This is a genomic window from Moorella sp. E306M, assembly GCF_006538385.1.
GTDB lineage: Bacteria > Bacillota > DSM-521 > Neomoorellales > Neomoorellaceae > Neomoorella.
On the sequence record NZ_BJKO01000001.1, the window covers coordinates 1,177,044 to 1,192,562 of the forward strand.

The window sequence follows — 15,519 nt, forward strand, 5'->3', positions numbered from 1 at the left end:
CTGCAGATAAACTGTGTATACTATTAAATAACCCTGTTTGTTGCCGGCCTACGCGGGTCCCGGGGCCAGCCGGCGGCGAAATTCCGCTGTTAATGCCGGAACTACCTCCCGTAAATCGCCGACGATACCATAGGTGGCAATTTTAAAAATTGGGGCCTGCGGGTCATTATTAACGGCTACGATAACGTCGGCACCCTGCATGCCAACCAGGTGCTGGATGGCTCCGGAAATGCCGATGGCAAAATAGATTTTGGGCCGCACGGTAACCCCCGTCTGGCCCACCTGGTACTCCGGAGGCAGCCATCCGGCCTCCACCGCCGCGCGTGAGGCGCCCAGGGTGCCGCCCAGGACCCCGGCCAGTTCTTCCAGGAGGCGTAAGTTTTCCTTCGACCCCACGCCGCGGCCACCGGCAACGATGATCTCCGCCCGGTCAAGGTAGACGGCTTTGTTTTTTTCTTCGATGACCTCTATAACCTCGGCCCGGGCCTCGGCTTCATTGAAGGCCATATCCAACCGCACCAGCTCTCCCCGGCGGCCTTCCTGGCGGGACGGCATGGGCATAACCCGCGGCCGGACGGTGGCCATCTGGGGACGGTGCCGGCGACAGAGAATGGTGGCCATGACATTACCGCCAAAGGCCGGCCGGGTCTGCTCCAGGAGGCGTGTTTCCGGGTCAATGGTGAGACTGGTGCAATCTGCCGTCAGGCCGGTGCCCAGGGCGGTGGCCACGGCTCCCGCCAGATCCCGGCCCAGACTGGTGGCCCCCAGGAGCAGTATCTCCGGTTGGTACTGTTTTACCAGCTGTACCAGGGCCCGGGCATAGGGGGCCGTACGGTAGTGTGCCAGGACGGGGTTCTCGACCAGGTAGACCTTATCCGCCCCGTAGACCCACGCCCCGTCAGCCAGGCCGGCCACCCCCTGGCCCAGCAGGACCCCGGCCAGCTCTACCCCCAGGGCACCGGCCAGTTGCCGGCCTGCCCCCAGGAGTTCCCAGGAGACGGGGGCTACTTCTCCCCCCACCTGTTCAATAAAGACCCAGACGCCGCGATAACCGGCATTCGCTGTATTAGCCGGCATGGGTATTCCTCCATTATTTATCAGCTATAACCTTCGTCTGTACGAGTTTTTCTACCAGGAGCGCCGCCGCTTCCCGGGGATCGCCGGGAATTATCTCTCCGCCCGGCCGTACCGGTGGGGCAAAGATGCGCCGGACGGAGGTAGGAGAGCCTTTGAGGCCAATTTGCGCCGGGTCAAGGTCCAGGTTGTCTTTACCCCAGGTGGTGATGGTTGCCCGGGCCGCCCTGATTAAGGCTGGCAAGGAAGGGTACCGCAGTTCATTTAAGTCCTTAACCACCGTTAATAGGGCCGGCAACCGGCCGCGGATGATTTCCCGCTTTCCTTCCAGCTTGCGCTGGACATGGATGTAACCCTGTTCCAAATCTACGGCGTCAATGGCCATACAATAGGTCAGCTGGGTGAAACCCAGCCGGGTGGCTATTCCCGGCCCTACCTGGGCCGTATCGCCGTCAATGGCCTGCTTACCGCAAAAGACCAGATCAACCGGCGTTTCCCGGCTTATGGTTTCGATGGCTCGGGCCAGGATATAGCTGGTGGCCAGGGTATCGGAACCGGCAAAGGCCCGGTCGGTGAGGAGGATAGCCTGGTCGGCCCCCATACCCAGGGCCCGCCGCAGCACCTCTTCAGCCTGGGGCGGCCCCATGGACAGGGCCGTAACACGGCCGCCGTACTTTTCCTTTAGCCGGACCGCGGCCTCGACAGCATGGGCATCAAAGGGGTTGATAATGGCCGGTACCCCGGCCCGGACCAGAGTATTGGTCCGGGGGTCAATCCTGACTTCAGCCGTGTCCGGTACCTGTTTGACACAGACCACTATTTGCAACAAAAAACCCCACCCCTGCTGGTAGTATGGGGTAGGGTAACTTAAAATATGCAATCATTGCGATACAAAAAGCTATCAGGTATGACCTGATAGCCCCTTAATGTTTGGCGCCAAGTTTTTTAACGCCGGTCTCACCCTCGACCATTAATTCTACTGTATTGGTAAGGACATCGGTATAGCTGAAGGATATCCGGCGTTCCGGGCTTTTACTCTCTTCCAGTCGGATTACAAAGATGTTGGGGTAAGTCTTTTCCAGTATACCGGTCCTCTCCAGGATCTTTTTCCGCCCGCGGTTGGCCCTCAGCCTTACCTTCTGGCCTACCCGGGCCTCCAGGTCCTCTCTGATAGTTGCCAGTACTTCCTTGCCCGCCAAAAAGACCACCCTCTTTCCGCGTATACCTTATTATACAACAGCAGGAGGGTGGTGTCAAGTTATTCATTTTATTCTACTAGAGAAACCGGCTTATTGTCAAGGGGAATAATGGTATAATTTTCGCCTTTGTTATTAAGATATCTTCAATAAGGGGAAGTAGGGTAACCAAGGCGCAGTTTGCCTTTAATCTCTATGCCCCCTATACCTTCATTGCCGGTGATGGTATCTTTAATTATATCCGCAGGGCCCAGGGTTTTTTCAATGGTTGTATAGGCAATGCGCTCCACTACAAAAACCGGGTCGTAGGCATGAATTAAAACCCGGCGGGGCGAACTGGCAAAGGTGGCTCCGGCTTTAAGCAGGGCTTCATAATGGGACTGGCAGGCCCCGGCAAAAATAGCCAGGTCATCATGGGTAGGCCTCAAAGTCCGAGCCGCCCTTACTGCCGCTACAAAGTGCTTCGAATGGCGGTAGCTGTCCAGATCGGTATAATTGCTGCTCTTTTCCCGTAGCAGGCCATCATGACCCGTAAGGACCAGAATATCGGGGGTATATTCCTTTAAAAGCTCCTCCACTTTAGCTGCCTGCTGTTCTTCAGGCAGGCATACGCCCTGGGCCGGTATTTTTAGCTGCTCATAGGCATGGAGGCATTTATCGAGGTATTCCTCGTCGCCGTCAATATGCAGCACCCGGCCCGGTACCTCAAAAAAACCATCGCCAGGGATGTCTTCCCTCTTGTCCGGTTCCCTTTCTTCCCGGCCCGGCCTTTCACCCCGCAGTAAAAAAACCTCCCTCTCGGCTTCCCGGCGCTGCAAAATCCGCCGGAAACAAAGGCTGTGCTTTTGAATGTCGCAATGGCGGTAACGCAGCACTTTTTCGGCCGGCTGCAGTTCCAGGTCCTCCAGGGGGGCATCAGCTACCAGCCTGACATCCAGTCCTCTTAAAATAGCAGTCGTTTCTCCCGCATCAGTTATAATAAGTGACTTTACTTTAAAAAAAATATCTTTACCGTATTTTTTCCGCGCCACGATATCCCCGGGCTTAATGTTATTCAACCTTCTCCCCTCCCCCGTAAGCCCTGTATCATTCTATTTTATGCCCCGGGATTTAAGGAGGTGAGGGCTGTACCCGGGCAATAACCTTTCATCTTGCCCTGATGATTATGTAAAGTTACCATAATGCTCCGATGCTGGTAACTATTTAACAATGACGGGCCATGATAATTAAATGTATAATTGTAGTAAGCTGGATGACAGGCCGGGAGATATAGCAAAAATAGTTCGAAGGAGTTGATGGCAATTTCCAGAACAGTTCTTCCCAGCCTGCGGCTATTTTGCCTGGCTTCTCTCCTGCTAATCGGTATCCTCGTCTTTGCCGGCCCAGCAGGTGCCGCCACCTACACCGTCCAGCCCGGCGATACCCTCTATCTCATCGGCCTGCGCTACGGTATCAGCGCCTGGGATCTCCAACAAGCAAACAACTTGACCAGTACGTGGATCTATCCCGGCCAGACCCTCTGGGTACCTGACCGGGATGGTAGTACTTACGTCGTCCAGCCCGGCGATACCCTATTCCTTATCGGTCAACGCTACGGCCTGTCCTACCAGCAAATCATGGCCGCCAATAATCTCACCAGCGATGTTATATACCCGGGACAAATCTTACGCATCCCGGCCGGACCCTACCAGCCTGCGGCCTCCCGGGGTACAAGCAGTAATTACAGTTCCAGCGATCTGGACCTGCTGGCCCATCTAATCTATGGTGAAGCCCGGGGTGAACCATATGCCGGCCAGGTAGCCGTGGCCGCAGTAGCCATTAACCGTACCCGGGACGGGCGTTTCCCCCGGACCATCGCCGGTGTCATCTATGAACCTGATGCCTTTACTTCGGTAAACGACGGCCAGTTTTACCTGACCCCCGATGCTACTGCCTACCAGGCGGCCCGCGAAGCCCTGCGGGGCTACGATCCAAGCGGCGGAGCCCTCTATTTCTGGAATCCGGCTCTAGTTCCAGCAAATTCCTGGGTCTGGACACGGACCATTATTACCCAGATTGGCAACCATGTCTTTGCTCGTTAAAAATTGCATTAAAAAATTGAGGTGGCGGCCTTAAAATTAGGCCATGCCACCTTTTTTACATAACCGCCGGGCTTGAAAAGGCCGGTGTCGACCTGCTTTAACCGCTCTTGGTATATTTATCGGCCACCTTGGAGGCCCCGCATGAATAGGGTTTGATCCTGGCGGCAAAACCGCTGCCCACCACCATGCCGACAATTTCCCGGATTAAATCCCTGGTATTGCCGTTGGGCCCGATGTCCAGGTGGATCTCCAGGTTGAGATCAGCATGACCGCTGGCTGATAGCTTCTGAGCGATAAAGGTGGCCGTTTCCAGGCTCAAAGCCGTTTCATAAAAGATCTTTTGGCGTAAGGAAGTAATCTTGCGCTGGTACCTTTTTCTGTAGTAGTAACGGGCTCCCCTGCCTACCTGGTGAACTATTACAGCTGTAACAAAGCAGGTGCGGAGCCGAGCCTGGGAATCCGTGCCAATAATGATCTTGTACTGGGCTTCGGGATTGGCCTCGATAAACTGCATCATGTCGGCAAACATTTCTTCAGCCGTCAGGCGACCCTTGGTAGGACTGATATAATACACCGTCATCACCTTCTTTCTATTTGCTGTTGTAACGCTTTACTCAAGTTGGCAAACTCTTCAATCGTCAAGGTCTCTCCCCTTCTCCGGGGATCAACTCCGGTAGCTGCCATCGCTTTTAGTAACAGGGGACGTTCCAACCCCAGGCTCCCCAGGGCGTTTAATAGAGTCTTACGCCGTTGGTTAAAGGCGGCCCGGACCACCCGGAAAAAGAAATCTTCATCCCCTACCTGTACGGCCGGCTCAGGTCGGCGGGTCAGTTTCACAACCAGGGAGTCGACCTCCGGCCGCGGGTAAAAGACGGTGCGCGGTACCTTCAAGATAATAGCTGGTTTTGTATAATACTGGACCACTACACTCAAAGCGCCGTAATCCTTGCTTCCCGGTAAGGCCAGCATCCGGTAGCCCACTTCAGCCTGGACCATTAAAACAAGTTCCGTAATCTGAAATTTACCGGTCAGTAAATGCATCAGGATGGGGGTGGTTATATAATAAGGAAGGTTGGCCACCAGCTTATATGTGGGCAACCTTCCTCCTCCATCTCTCTTAAATCTGGCAACTAGCTCGTCAAAATTAACTTTTAAGGCGTCGCCGGCAACCAGGCGCACATTGACCTTATCCTTTAAGTTTTCTTCTAAAGCAGATATTAAATCCCGGTCGATTTCAATGGCAATTACCAGTCCCGCCTGTTCCGCCAGCTCCTGGGTAAGGGCCCCCAGGCCGGGGCCTATCTCGACAACTGTATCATCAGGGCCAAGGCCGGCGGCCCTGGCGATCTTTCGCACGATGTTGCTATCCACAAGAAAATTCTGGCCCCGGGATTTACGGGGTACCAGCCCTTTTTCCCGGATCAGGGCCAGGGTTTTACCTGGCGTGGCTACAGAATCCACCCCTATCCCTCCATAGAGGTATTATACTACATCTGCAGCCACGGTACAAATATATGTAAATGGAAAAAACCTAAATTGCAGGCCGGATGGCATAAAACAAAAAACCACCCGCCGGAGGGTGGTTTTAGCGCAAAATATAAACCTTCACCCGGCGGACGCCCCAGCGGGCCGTATCCGCCTCCGTGTCCAGAAAAACGTCAATGCGGTTACCCTTGATAGCACTGCCCACGTCCTGGGCAATGCCAAAGCCATAGCCTTCCACGTAGAGCCTGGTACCCAGGGGAATTACATTGGGGTCCACGGCAATGGTCCCTACCCGGGGATAAACCCCCGTCGCCGTCCGTGAACCAGTGTGGGTGTATGCCGTAGCGACGGCCCAGATAACCCGCTCAAAGCGAAAACTGTACCCCCCACGGGAAGCCATATCCAGGGTTCCTACAGCTATTATCTCCGGTACAGGTTCTTTAACTACCCTGGTTACTACCAGCTCGCGGCCTGTTTCCTGCCCGTCTTCATAGACGATCCGGTATGTTTCTTCCTGGATACCCTTTTGCCCCCTCTGCACCAGGCGGGTAATACCTTTTTCTATTTTCCCGTCGGGTCGGCGCTCCACCCGGTAATTAATTTCCCTGTTAACCGTTTCCATTTTGTAGGTGACCCTGGTAACTTTAATTGTGTCTCCTGCCCTTACGGTGGTGGTTAGATCCGGGGTAACCCGGTCTTGCGGCTGCAAGGTTACTCCCACCTTATTTAAAACCTCGGCCACCGTCACCGAAGGAGTCCATATTTCCCTTTCCTGCCCATCGGCAATTATCTTTACCGGAACGGCCCTTTTGACCGTCACCACCATGCCTTTAGTCACAGGTGCGTCCAGGGCCGGCAGAACAACATCCTCTGGCCCCAGGGTAATCTGCTGCTCATTTAAAAATTGCCCTACCTGGCCGGCAAAGGTCCGGGCCTCGATTTCACGCCCGTCTACCTGAAGGGTTACCTGCTTCCAGGCAAAGTTCATTACTCCCCACCCAGTGCCGGTAAAAAGCAGCAATACCGCCACCAGGAGCCAGAGCCAGGGCCGGCGGCGCCCCCGGGAAGTCTTCTGGCGCCAGTGAGTAATCCACCCGTCCAATGGGTCACCTCCCTGCAAAATATCGGTTTTACGCCTGCCTCTTGAGAGGCATCGACGAATAAATACTTCGACGCGGGGGAAGATTTTCCTGCCCCCATATCTGGTATTATTTTCCTAATAACCGAGAATCCGCACCGTAACCGGCCGCCGGCCCCACTGGATGGCTTCGGCCTCACTTTCTAAAAACACGTCAATGCGGTTGCCCTTAATCAGGCCACCCGTGTCCTGGGCCACGGCATAGCCGTAGCCTTCTACGTAAAGCCTGGTCCCCAGGGGGATGACCCGGGGATCGACGGCCACTATTCCCCGGTAGGGCCAGATGCCGGTAGCCGTCCGGTTACCGGTGTGGGTATAGGCCGTAGCTATCACCTTCAGGGTATCCCCCACCCGGGCCGCCGTAACTGCCGGGTAGGCGCGGCTACCGTAGGCCACTATCCGTGGCTGGGGCTGGACTTCGATCCAGGTGTCCAGGAGCTGGCGTTCGACTTCGACGCCATTCTCTTTCTTTACCTGGTATTTATAATAACGAACACCAGGCTGACCTTCCTGGACAACCTTTTCCTTCCCCGGCTGTAAAGTTCGATCCGGCCGGCGCACCAGGGGAGGCGGTACTACTTCCTGGCTCAGTTCAATAGCATTTTCCACCCTGATGACCCGGACATACTGGTATGGATCATTGCTGCCCAGATTGCTCTCTACCCGGTCTTCAGGACCCAGGGTTATGCCCTCCTGGGCCAGGATGCCGGCTGCCGCCGGTAACGGCACCTGGGACCAGAGGTTCTGACCGGCAATCTCAGCCGCTACCGGCACACTGCCGGCCATGATCAGCTTTAAACCTGGCCAGAACCAGGCGCCGGGCAAGGGTAAAACCCAGTCACCTATTCTTATCTGGCTGCCAGCAGGGTCCCATCCTTCGCCAAAGAACCACTGGCTGGTGGCCACCTGCCTGGCGCCGCCATCTGCAAAAATATCGACGCGTTTACCGGTCCAGCCTACCAGCAGCAGTGACTGGAGCCCTAGCAGCAGGCAGGTCAGCTCCAGCAATAGTTTTCTCCGACCAGAGGCAGGCCGCTGGCCGGAAGGAGGAAATATCTTGAACATAACGTCACTCCTTCCATATTATGCCAGCTATAGCCTTGCCAGAATATTCGCCTTTTATACCCGTAGAAAATCCTGCCCTGGAGGCAGGAGGATTATAACCTATTTCAAGCGGTATACCCCTATTTACTGGAGCGAGTTTTGGAATGGCCGGGAAAATATTGCTTTATTACGCTTTGTGTAATATAATATTACACAATAAGTAATAATCATGGATAATAATATCAAGGGGCGTTGATAATGCCAGGTAAGCTATTTCCCATCGGCGGTCCTGTTGCGGAAGAAGATATCGTCGACAGGGAGGACTTCATTACCTCCCTTGTAACCAGGCTCTCTGAGGGTCAAAGCGTCATGCTTTACGGCCCACGGCGCATAGGAAAAACCTCGTTGGCCCATGAGGTGCTAAGGCAGCTAAAGGTAAAAGGTTTTTATATCGCTTCAGTTGATCTTTTCCGGCTTTCCAGCAAGCGTGATCTGGCCGTTGCGCTGATTAACGCTTGCCTGGAAAACAGGACTGGCATTCGCAAGACAATCGATGCGTGGAAAGACCGGACTAAAACCATTGTCGGCACTGCGAAACTGGCAATTAAGCTCCAGGACCTTGAACTCGATTTGGGGCTTTCGCAAGGCGAGCAAAGCGATGAAGCCTTGCTTGACTATGCGCTGAACTTGCCCGGGGTGTTGGCTAAACGGGATAAAAAGCCGGTGGTTATCTTGTTCGATGAATTTCAAGACGCTTGCCGGGTAGCAGGGACGGAAATCTATAAAAAGATGCGTTCCTATTTTCAAAATCAAGAAGATGTGGCCTACTTGTTCCTGGGATCAAAAGAGGGCATAATGAAAACCCTATTCGCTGACAAAAAGGAAGCCTTTTACCGGTTCGCCACTATTCTTCCCATACCCTCGATTCCCGAAACGGCCTGGGCGGAATATATTGCCAAAAAGTTCCGCACCAGGGGAATCACATCTACCCCGGAAGCAATAAAGGAAATTACCCGTAAAACCGGAGGGCATCCCCAGGACACGATGGTTGTATGTTCCGAACTATACTACGCATTGCTTGAAGCCGGGCAGAACACCATATCCCTTGAGTTTGTACGCTTGGGATATGATCGTGCCCTGCTGACTCTTGCACCCATCTACGATGAATTACTAGACGATCTAAACCTGAGTTTCACTGGACGCCAGGTATTAAAGCGCATTGCCACAGGAACCAGCATTTATAGCATAGAAAACGCCAATCCTAATGAAATTAAACGGACGATAGATCATTTGCTGGCTAAAACAGTGATCGAGAAGAAGGGGCGCGGGTCTTATACATTCGTTGAGCCGATGTTCCGTGATTACGTACTGCGGGAATTTTTCTGATCAAATCCCAAACAGGCGCCGGGCGTTGGCCGCGGTGGCTTCGCTGACGGCTTCCGGTGCCAGGCCCCGGACAGCGGCTATGGCCCCGGCCACCAGTTCTACATAAGCCGGTTCGTTGCGCCGGCCGCGGTACGGCTCCGGGGTTAAGTAAGGGCAGTCGGTTTCAATCAGCAGCCGCTCCAGAGGTACCTGTGCCGCTACAGCCCGCAACTTGGAAGCATTTTTAAAGGTCACCGGGCCGGCAAAGGAGATATAAAAGCCCATCTCCAGGCACTCCCGGGCCATTTCCCAGCTGCCGGAGAAGCAGTGGAGAACGCCCCCCGCCGGGAAAGGCCCAGCCTTTTTTAAAATCCGCAGGGTATCCCCATGGGCGTCACGGTCATGGATAATCACCGGCAGGCGTAAAGATCGGGCCAGCTCCAGGTGCCAGCGAAAGACTTCCTGCTGGCGTTGCCGCGGCGAAAGGTTGCGATAGTAGTCAAGCCCCGTTTCGCCAATGGCCACCACCCGGCTGTCCCTTGCCAGGCCGCCGATGACCGCCTCCGCCTCAGTGTCGAAAGTCGCCGCATCATGGGGGTGGACGGCCACGGCAGCGTAGATGAAGGGCCAGGCGTGGGCCTGCTCCACCGCCCGCCGGGAAGAGGATACATCATAACCCACGTTGATTACGGCCACGACGCCGGCCTCCTGCAGACGGCCCAGGACACCGTTCAGGTCGGCGGCAAAGGCCGGATCGTTGAGGTGGGCGTGGGAATCAATGAGTTCCGGCATTTACCGCACCTGGGCGCCGTCCTGAACAGCCCGCTCCGGTGTGATGAGGCTTAAGGTATCGCCGGCGACAGCCGCCAGCACCATCCCCTGGGAGACAATGCCCTTAATTTTGGCCGGCTTCAGGTTGGCTACAATAACCACCTTTTTGCCCACCAGTTCTTCCGGCCGGTAGTAGCGGGCGATGCCCGCCACGATAGTCCGCCGTTCGTCACCAACTTTAACTTCCAGCTTCAGGAGCCTGTCGGCGTTGGCCACCTTTTCTGCGGCCAGCACCTCAGCTACCCGCAGCTTGAGCCGGGCGAATTCCTCGATGGTTATCTCTTCGGCCACGGGTTTAACAGCTGTGTCTTCTTTAACTGCGGGCGACGTCGCCGGCTTCTCCTGTAGTGTCACCTGGTCTTCTCCTTCCTGTTCGTCAAGTTCAATGCGAGGGAAGAGGGCCGGGCCTCGTTTCACCCGGGTGCCGGCGGGAATCCCTCCCCAGGTGGCCAGGCTTTCCCACGTATGGGCCGCAGGGACATGCGCAAGGCCCAGCTGCTCCCACACCCGGGCCGGTACGCCGGGCATAAAGGGCCCCACCATGATGGTAGCCTGGCGCATGGCCTCGGCCAGGTTGTAAAGGACCGTCTGCAGGCGCGGTTTCTTTAAGGGGTCTTTCGCCAGGGCCCAGGGAGCCGTCTCCTCAATGTATTTATTGGCCCGGTTAACCAGGCGCCAGATGGCGGTGAGGGCCCGCGCGAATTCAAAATTGTTCAGGGCCGCGTCCACCTCATCCGGCACAGCCCTGGCTATGGCCTTTAACTCCTCATCCAGGGGCTCCGGGCTGCAGGGCGCGGCAATCACCCCGCCGTTAAATTTTTCAATCATGGCCGTCGTGCGGCTCAACAGGTTGCCAAAGTCGTTGGCCAGATCGGTATTGATGCGGGCAATTAAGGCCTCTTCACTGTAGTAACCGTCGGCGCCGTAGGGCATTTCCCGCAAGAGGAAATAACGGATGGCGTCGGCGCCGTAGCGATCGATGAGCACCATGGGATCGACAACATTGCCCCTGGACTTGGACATCTTGCCGCCGTCCACCAGGAGCCAGCCGTGGCCAAAGACCTGGCGCGGCGGGTCAATACCGGCGGCCATGAGGATAATGGGCCAGATAATGGTATGGAAGCGGACGATATCCTTACCCACCAGGTGCACGGCAGCCGGCCAGTATTTACGGAAGAGGCGATCATCTTCCGTGCCGTAGCCCAGGGCGGAAATGTAGTTGGTGAGGGCATCAAACCAGACATAAATAACATGCCTGGGGTCCATGGGCACCGGTATACCCCAGTCAAAGGTGGTCCGGGATATACACAGGTCCTCAAGGCCGCCTTCAATAAAGCTGATCATCTCGTTGCGCCGGGAAACGGGCAGGATGAAGTCAGGATGTTCTTTTATATATTGCAACAGGCGATCGGCATATTTACTCATCCGGAAGAAATAGCTTTCTTCCTTTACCAGTTCCACCGGCCGGCCGCAGTCGGGGCAGTTGCCGTCCTTGAGCTGCCGTTCTGTCCAGAAGGTTTCACAGGGGGTACAGTACCAGCCCTCGTAGGTGGACTTATAGATATCCCCCTGGTCGTAAATTTTTTGCAGCAGCTGCTGGACCACCCGCGTATGGCGCGGTTCGGTGGTGCGAATAAAGTCGTTATAAGAAATATTAAGACGGCGCCAGAGTTCCTGGAAAGTGGCCACTATCCCGTCAACGTACGCTTTGGGCGGCAGGCCTGCTTCCCGGGCCTTGCGCTGGATCTTCTGGCCGTGCTCGTCGGAACCGGTGAGAAAATAAACATCATAACCACGCAGGCGCTTGTAGCGGGCCAGGGTATCGGCCATGGTGGTCGTCAGGGCATGACCAATATGCAGTTTATCGCTGGGATAATAAATAGGGGTGGTAACGTAGAAAACCTTGTCCCCCATCCTGGTCGTCCCCTTTCGGCAAATTCAGGAGTATTATATTAAAAAAAAGAGCAAGTTGTCAAGTTTTGGCTATAATGGCGCGAGAAGGCTAATTTTTTGTCCGAAATATGGTTGACTTTTACTGGAAACGCTGGTACCATATAGACAGGTTGTCGAAACATGTTGAAATGGGGAGGGGAGAGCCATGATTAAATCTACGGGTGTGGTACGTAAAGTGGACGAGCTCGGCCGGGTAGTCATTCCCATTGAGCTGCGGCGTACCCTGGGCATCGATGAAAAAGACGCCCTGGAGATTTACGTCGACCACGAGAAAATTATCCTGAAAAAGTATGAGCCCGGCTGTGTTTTCTGTGGTAATGCCGAGGACATCGTCAATTTCCACGGCAAAAACGTCTGCCGGTCATGCCTGGAAGCCATGAGCCAGCAGGCCAGGGCTGTCTAAATCAGGTAAAAGCAAGTATGGAAAAGGGGCGCCTTCAGGCGCCTTTTATTTTGTCAGGGGAGCCTGGCAGCCTTTTTTACGGGCCTGCAGGCAGGCGCGATAAATTTCCCGCCGGGGCTGGCCGTAGCGCCTGGCTACCCTGGCCATAGCCTCTTTACGGTCGCAACCGGCAGCTTCCAGCTCCGCCACCTCCGCTGCCGCCCGGGCCGGATCATAAGCCGGCAAGGGGGGCGGGTCGGCCCCGGCCACTACCAGGGTAATCTCTCCCCGGGGCGGGTTGGCCTGGAAATGCGCTACTGCTTCCGACAGCAACCCCCGCCAGATGGTCTCAAATTTTTTTGTCAGCTCCCGGCCAACGGCAACCCGGCGTTCTCCCAAGGTTGCCGTTAAATCCGCCAGGGTAGCCACCAGGCGATGCGGGGCCTCATAAAAAATCAAGGTCCGTTCCTCGGCCGCCAGGGCTGCCAGCCTTTCCCGGCGCTCCTTCCCGGCCCGGGGCAAAAAACCCTCAAAGACGAAACGGCCGGCCGGTAAACCGGAGGCCACCAGGGCCGTAAGGGCGGCGTTGGCGCCGGGAATGGGTACTACTGTGATGCCGGCGGCTATCGCTCGCCGCACCAGCTCTTCTCCCGGGTCGCTGATGCCCGGTAGGCCGGCATCGGAAACAACAGCAACCTCCTTGCCTTCCTGGAGCATCTTTAATAAATAAGGAGTTTTACTGGCCTGGTTGTGGCGGTGATAACTGGTCAGGGGCGTGTGCAGATCATAATGGGCCAGGAGTTCCCGGGTGCGGCGTGTATCCTCAGCAGCGATTAAATCGACCTCCTGCAGGACCTTTAGAGCCCGCAGGGTAATGTCTTCCAGATTGCCAATGGGGGTTGCTACCAGGTAAAGGCTAGCCATGGGGATGTAATCCCTTCTTCTCTAAGAAACTCAAGCAGAAAAGGCAGCCATCACTATCCCGCACCCGGGCAAAATGGGGCGGGCAAACGTGGAAACCCTCCTCATAAAAGCGTAATAGCTGCTGGTAACCTCCTTCCCCGGCCTGTTCTGCAAACATGATAGTCCTGAGGCGCTGGTTTTCTTCCTCCAGGGCCCGCGCTAAAGCCCGGAGGCGCCGGACTTCCTTTAAAACCTCACCCAGGTGCCCTTCCAGTTCCGCCAGGGCTACAGCCAGTGTGCCGCCTTGAGAATCCGCAAAATTACTGCTCATGCTCTTCTCTCCCGATATTTTTCAGGGGAAATTCCATAGTACCATGCTCGGGTATTTCGACCATGACGGTTTCCTTAAGGATATTGTGCCCTGTTACCCGGCCCGAACCTGCCGGTGTCTTGACCATGGTGCCACACGGAGGGAAGTGGCGTCGTGCCTCTTCATAAACGTTATTCTCGTAACGCAGGCAACACATAAGCCGGCCGCACAGGCCTGAAATCTTGGTGGGATTTAAAGACAGGTTTTGTTCTTTGGCCATACGGATGGAAACCGGGTCAAACTCACCCAGAAAAGTGGCACAGCAGATAGGCCGGCCGCAGCAACCCAGCCCACCCAGCGTCTTGGCTTCATCCCGGACACCAATCTGGCGTAATTCTATGCGGGTGCGAAAGATAGCCGCCAGGTTTTTGACCAGCTCGCGAAAGTCGACCCGCCCTTCGGCCGTAAAGTAGAAAATGATTTTGCTCACGTCAAAGGTAAATTCGACGTCAATTAATTTCATGGGCAAACCGTGCTCGGCAATTTTTTGCCGGCAGATGACGAAGGCTTCCTTCTCTTTCTGGCGGTTGATATTCACCTGTTCGGTATCGGCCGCCGTTGCCCGGCGGATAACCGGCCGCAACGGCTGCACTACCTGGTCTTCATCAACCTGGCGCGGCGGGATGACCACTTCACCATATTCCAGGCCCCGGGTAGTCTCCACGATTACATGGTCGCCCCTGTTAAGCTCCAGTTCGCCAGGGTCAAAGTAATATATTTTACCGGCCTTTTTAAACCGAACGCCAATAACAGTAACTATAATGTTTCACCTCCCTGCATTTGCGTCTATTTAATAATGGTGGAAGCTAAGCATCACGAAAGTTCCCGCTCTATACAGGGGTATCGGCCAGCTCCCGGTGCAGGTTAAACATCAATACTTCCAGGGCCAGGCGGCGGTTGCCGTTGCGTTCAATAGCCGCCTGCGCAGCCTGGATGAGCCGGAAACAACGCCATAGTTTCCGCGGTGACAGCGGTACCGGTAAAAAGCATCCTGGCTGCAGTAATAGTGTTGCCGCTCCTGTTAACTGCCAGACCAGCTGGTCCCGGCAGGCCAGGGCCATGGCCTGGAGAACGCCCTGGAGATCGTTTTCCTTTTCCAGCTCGGGCAGGATTTCTTGCAACATTGCCGCCAAACCGGCCCTCGTCAGGCGGTTCCAGTAAGTGACACCGGCAGGCGAAACCCCGCTTTCCCAGCCCAGGTGCAGTTCCTGGCAGCGGGAACGGATGGTGGGCAGCAATAAGTCCGGCTGGGCAGCCAGTAAAATAAGATAAGCTCCTTCCGGGGGCTCTTCCAGGGTCTTCAGCAAACAGTTGGCTGCTGCTTCGGTCATAGCATCGGCCCCGGCCAGGACGGCCACCCTGGCCCCTCCCTGGAAGGCCCGAAAAGCCAACTGCCTTTCCAGTTCCCGGATCTGGTCAATTTTTAGCGTGGTACCCTGGGGCTTGAAGAGATAAAAATCCGGGTGGTTACCGCCGGCCATTTGCCGGCAGGAACGACAGCGGCCGCAGGGTTCCCCCTCGCGGGGTTCCCGGCAGTTCAGGGCCGCAGCCAGGTACCTGGCCAGTTCTATCCGCGCAGCCTCACTACCGCCTGCCAGGAGATAGGCATGGGCGAGTTTACCCTTTTGCAGGGCCTGCTGCAGCTGCCGGCGGGCCGCCATTAAAGCTTTCGGCTTCACACCTGCCATCTGCTCTCC

17 protein-coding genes are annotated in these 15,519 nt (G+C 55.6%); 3 read left to right on the top strand and 14 right to left on the bottom strand.

Annotated features, from left to right (window positions below):
* Positions 1-48: 48 nt before the first annotated feature.
* The 4 genes from FLZ89_RS06185 to yabG form a co-directional block, all read right to left on the bottom strand.
* Positions 49-1,077 (bottom strand): electron transfer flavoprotein subunit alpha/FixB family protein, encoded by a 1,029-nt coding sequence (locus FLZ89_RS06185; protein ID WP_141304645.1) that lies wholly within the window; start codon positions 1,075-1,077, stop codon positions 49-51.
* A 13-nt stretch (positions 1,078-1,090) separates the two neighbouring features.
* The gene (locus FLZ89_RS06190; protein WP_172613687.1) at positions 1,091-1,900 is read right to left on the bottom strand and encodes an electron transfer flavoprotein subunit beta/FixA family protein; all 810 of its coding nucleotides are present in this window, start codon (positions 1,898-1,900) and stop codon (positions 1,091-1,093) included.
* Between the two features lie 97 nt (positions 1,901-1,997).
* Complete coding sequence (locus tag FLZ89_RS06195; protein ID WP_141263635.1) at positions 1,998-2,273, bottom strand: Veg family protein; 276 nt, start codon at positions 2,271-2,273, stop codon at positions 1,998-2,000.
* A gap of 143 nt (positions 2,274-2,416) precedes the next feature.
* Entirely contained in the window at positions 2,417-3,328 is a 912-nt protein-coding gene (yabG, locus tag FLZ89_RS06200; protein WP_172613473.1) for a sporulation peptidase YabG, read from the bottom strand.
* Between the two features lie 237 nt (positions 3,329-3,565).
* Here yabG and FLZ89_RS06205 point away from each other — a divergent pair, with 237 nt between their 5' ends.
* On the top strand, positions 3,566-4,351 hold the full coding sequence (locus FLZ89_RS06205) for a LysM peptidoglycan-binding domain-containing protein (RefSeq protein WP_141263634.1): 786 nt from the start codon (positions 3,566-3,568) through the stop codon (positions 4,349-4,351).
* Between the two features lie 97 nt (positions 4,352-4,448).
* On the opposite strand, the gene FLZ89_RS06210 is transcribed toward FLZ89_RS06205, so the two are convergent.
* The 4 genes from FLZ89_RS06210 to FLZ89_RS16395 all read right to left on the bottom strand — a co-directional run bounded on the left by FLZ89_RS06210 (position 4,449) and on the right by FLZ89_RS16395 (position 7,982).
* Entirely contained in the window at positions 4,449-4,931 is a 483-nt protein-coding gene (locus FLZ89_RS06210; protein ID WP_172613474.1) for a ribonuclease H-like YkuK family protein, read from the bottom strand.
* Positions 4,931-5,812, bottom strand: coding sequence for a 16S rRNA (adenine(1518)-N(6)/adenine(1519)-N(6))-dimethyltransferase RsmA (gene rsmA / locus FLZ89_RS06215; RefSeq protein ID WP_141263632.1), 882 nt, complete (start codon positions 5,810-5,812; stop codon positions 4,931-4,933). Before rsmA ends, FLZ89_RS06210 begins: the two co-directional genes overlap by 1 nt.
* 124 nt (positions 5,813-5,936) lie before the next feature.
* Entirely contained in the window at positions 5,937-6,938 is a 1,002-nt protein-coding gene (locus tag FLZ89_RS16390; protein WP_172613475.1) for a ubiquitin-like domain-containing protein, read from the bottom strand.
* Between the two features lie 114 nt (positions 6,939-7,052).
* A complete protein-coding gene (locus tag FLZ89_RS16395) occupies positions 7,053-7,982 on the bottom strand; it encodes a 3D domain-containing protein (RefSeq protein ID WP_277997545.1) in 930 nt (309 codons plus the stop codon).
* Positions 7,983-8,276: 294 nt separating this feature from the next.
* Between FLZ89_RS16395 and FLZ89_RS06230 the strand changes: the two genes are divergently transcribed.
* A complete protein-coding gene (locus FLZ89_RS06230) occupies positions 8,277-9,404 on the top strand; it encodes an AAA family ATPase (RefSeq protein ID WP_141263630.1) in 1,128 nt (375 codons plus the stop codon).
* Here the strand turns inward: FLZ89_RS06230 and FLZ89_RS06235 are convergent, their stop codons facing one another.
* Together FLZ89_RS06235 and metG are read right to left on the bottom strand one after the other, a co-directional pair.
* The gene (locus FLZ89_RS06235) at positions 9,405-10,175 is read right to left on the bottom strand and encodes a TatD family hydrolase (RefSeq protein WP_141263629.1); all 771 of its coding nucleotides are present in this window, start codon (positions 10,173-10,175) and stop codon (positions 9,405-9,407) included.
* Positions 10,176-12,128: a methionine--tRNA ligase gene (metG, locus tag FLZ89_RS06240; protein ID WP_141263628.1), complete on the bottom strand. Its 1,953-nt coding sequence runs from the start codon at positions 12,126-12,128 to the stop codon at positions 10,176-10,178.
* Between the two features lie 184 nt (positions 12,129-12,312).
* On the opposite strand from metG, the gene FLZ89_RS16435 reads away from it, so the two are divergent.
* Positions 12,313-12,570, top strand: a complete 258-nt coding sequence (locus FLZ89_RS16435; protein ID WP_141263627.1) for an AbrB/MazE/SpoVT family DNA-binding domain-containing protein — start codon at positions 12,313-12,315, stop codon at positions 12,568-12,570.
* Positions 12,571-12,615: 45 nt separating this feature from the next.
* Here the strand turns inward: FLZ89_RS16435 and rsmI are convergent, their stop codons facing one another.
* The 4 genes from rsmI to holB form a co-directional block, all read right to left on the bottom strand.
* A complete protein-coding gene (rsmI, locus tag FLZ89_RS06250; protein WP_141263626.1) occupies positions 12,616-13,473 on the bottom strand; it encodes a 16S rRNA (cytidine(1402)-2'-O)-methyltransferase in 858 nt (285 codons plus the stop codon).
* Complete coding sequence (locus FLZ89_RS06255) at positions 13,466-13,783, bottom strand: initiation control protein YabA (RefSeq protein WP_141263625.1); 318 nt, start codon at positions 13,781-13,783, stop codon at positions 13,466-13,468. The genes rsmI and FLZ89_RS06255 overlap by 8 nt, the downstream gene beginning before the upstream one ends.
* Entirely contained in the window at positions 13,773-14,585 is an 813-nt protein-coding gene (locus FLZ89_RS06260; protein WP_141263624.1) for a PSP1 domain-containing protein, read from the bottom strand. The genes FLZ89_RS06255 and FLZ89_RS06260 overlap by 11 nt, the downstream gene beginning before the upstream one ends.
* Positions 14,586-14,652: 67 nt before the next feature.
* A complete protein-coding gene (holB, locus tag FLZ89_RS06265; RefSeq protein WP_172613476.1) occupies positions 14,653-15,510 on the bottom strand; it encodes a DNA polymerase III subunit delta' in 858 nt (285 codons plus the stop codon).
* Positions 15,511-15,519: the final 9 nt, after the last annotated feature.

Coding starts and splice junctions, on each gene's coding strand:
- FLZ89_RS06185 (WP_141304645.1), bottom strand. CDS start 1,077: ATGCCGGCTAATACAGCGAATGCCGGTTATCGCGGCGTCTGGGTCTTT.
- FLZ89_RS06205 (WP_141263634.1), top strand. CDS start 3,566: ATGGCAATTTCCAGAACAGTTCTTCCCAGCCTGCGGCTATTTTGCCTG.
- FLZ89_RS06210 (WP_172613474.1), bottom strand. CDS start 4,931: ATGACGGTGTATTATATCAGTCCTACCAAGGGTCGCCTGACGGCTGAA.
- FLZ89_RS06230 (WP_141263630.1), top strand. CDS start 8,277: ATGCCAGGTAAGCTATTTCCCATCGGCGGTCCTGTTGCGGAAGAAGAT.
- FLZ89_RS06235 (WP_141263629.1), bottom strand. CDS start 10,175: ATGCCGGAACTCATTGATTCCCACGCCCACCTCAACGATCCGGCCTTT.
- metG (WP_141263628.1), bottom strand. CDS start 12,128: ATGGGGGACAAGGTTTTCTACGTTACCACCCCTATTTATTATCCCAGC.
- FLZ89_RS16435 (WP_141263627.1), top strand. CDS start 12,313: ATGATTAAATCTACGGGTGTGGTACGTAAAGTGGACGAGCTCGGCCGG.
- rsmI (WP_141263626.1), bottom strand. CDS start 13,473: ATGGCTAGCCTTTACCTGGTAGCAACCCCCATTGGCAATCTGGAAGAC.
- FLZ89_RS06255 (WP_141263625.1), bottom strand. CDS start 13,783: ATGAGCAGTAATTTTGCGGATTCTCAAGGCGGCACACTGGCTGTAGCC.
- holB (WP_172613476.1), bottom strand. CDS start 15,510: ATGGCAGGTGTGAAGCCGAAAGCTTTAATGGCGGCCCGCCGGCAGCTG.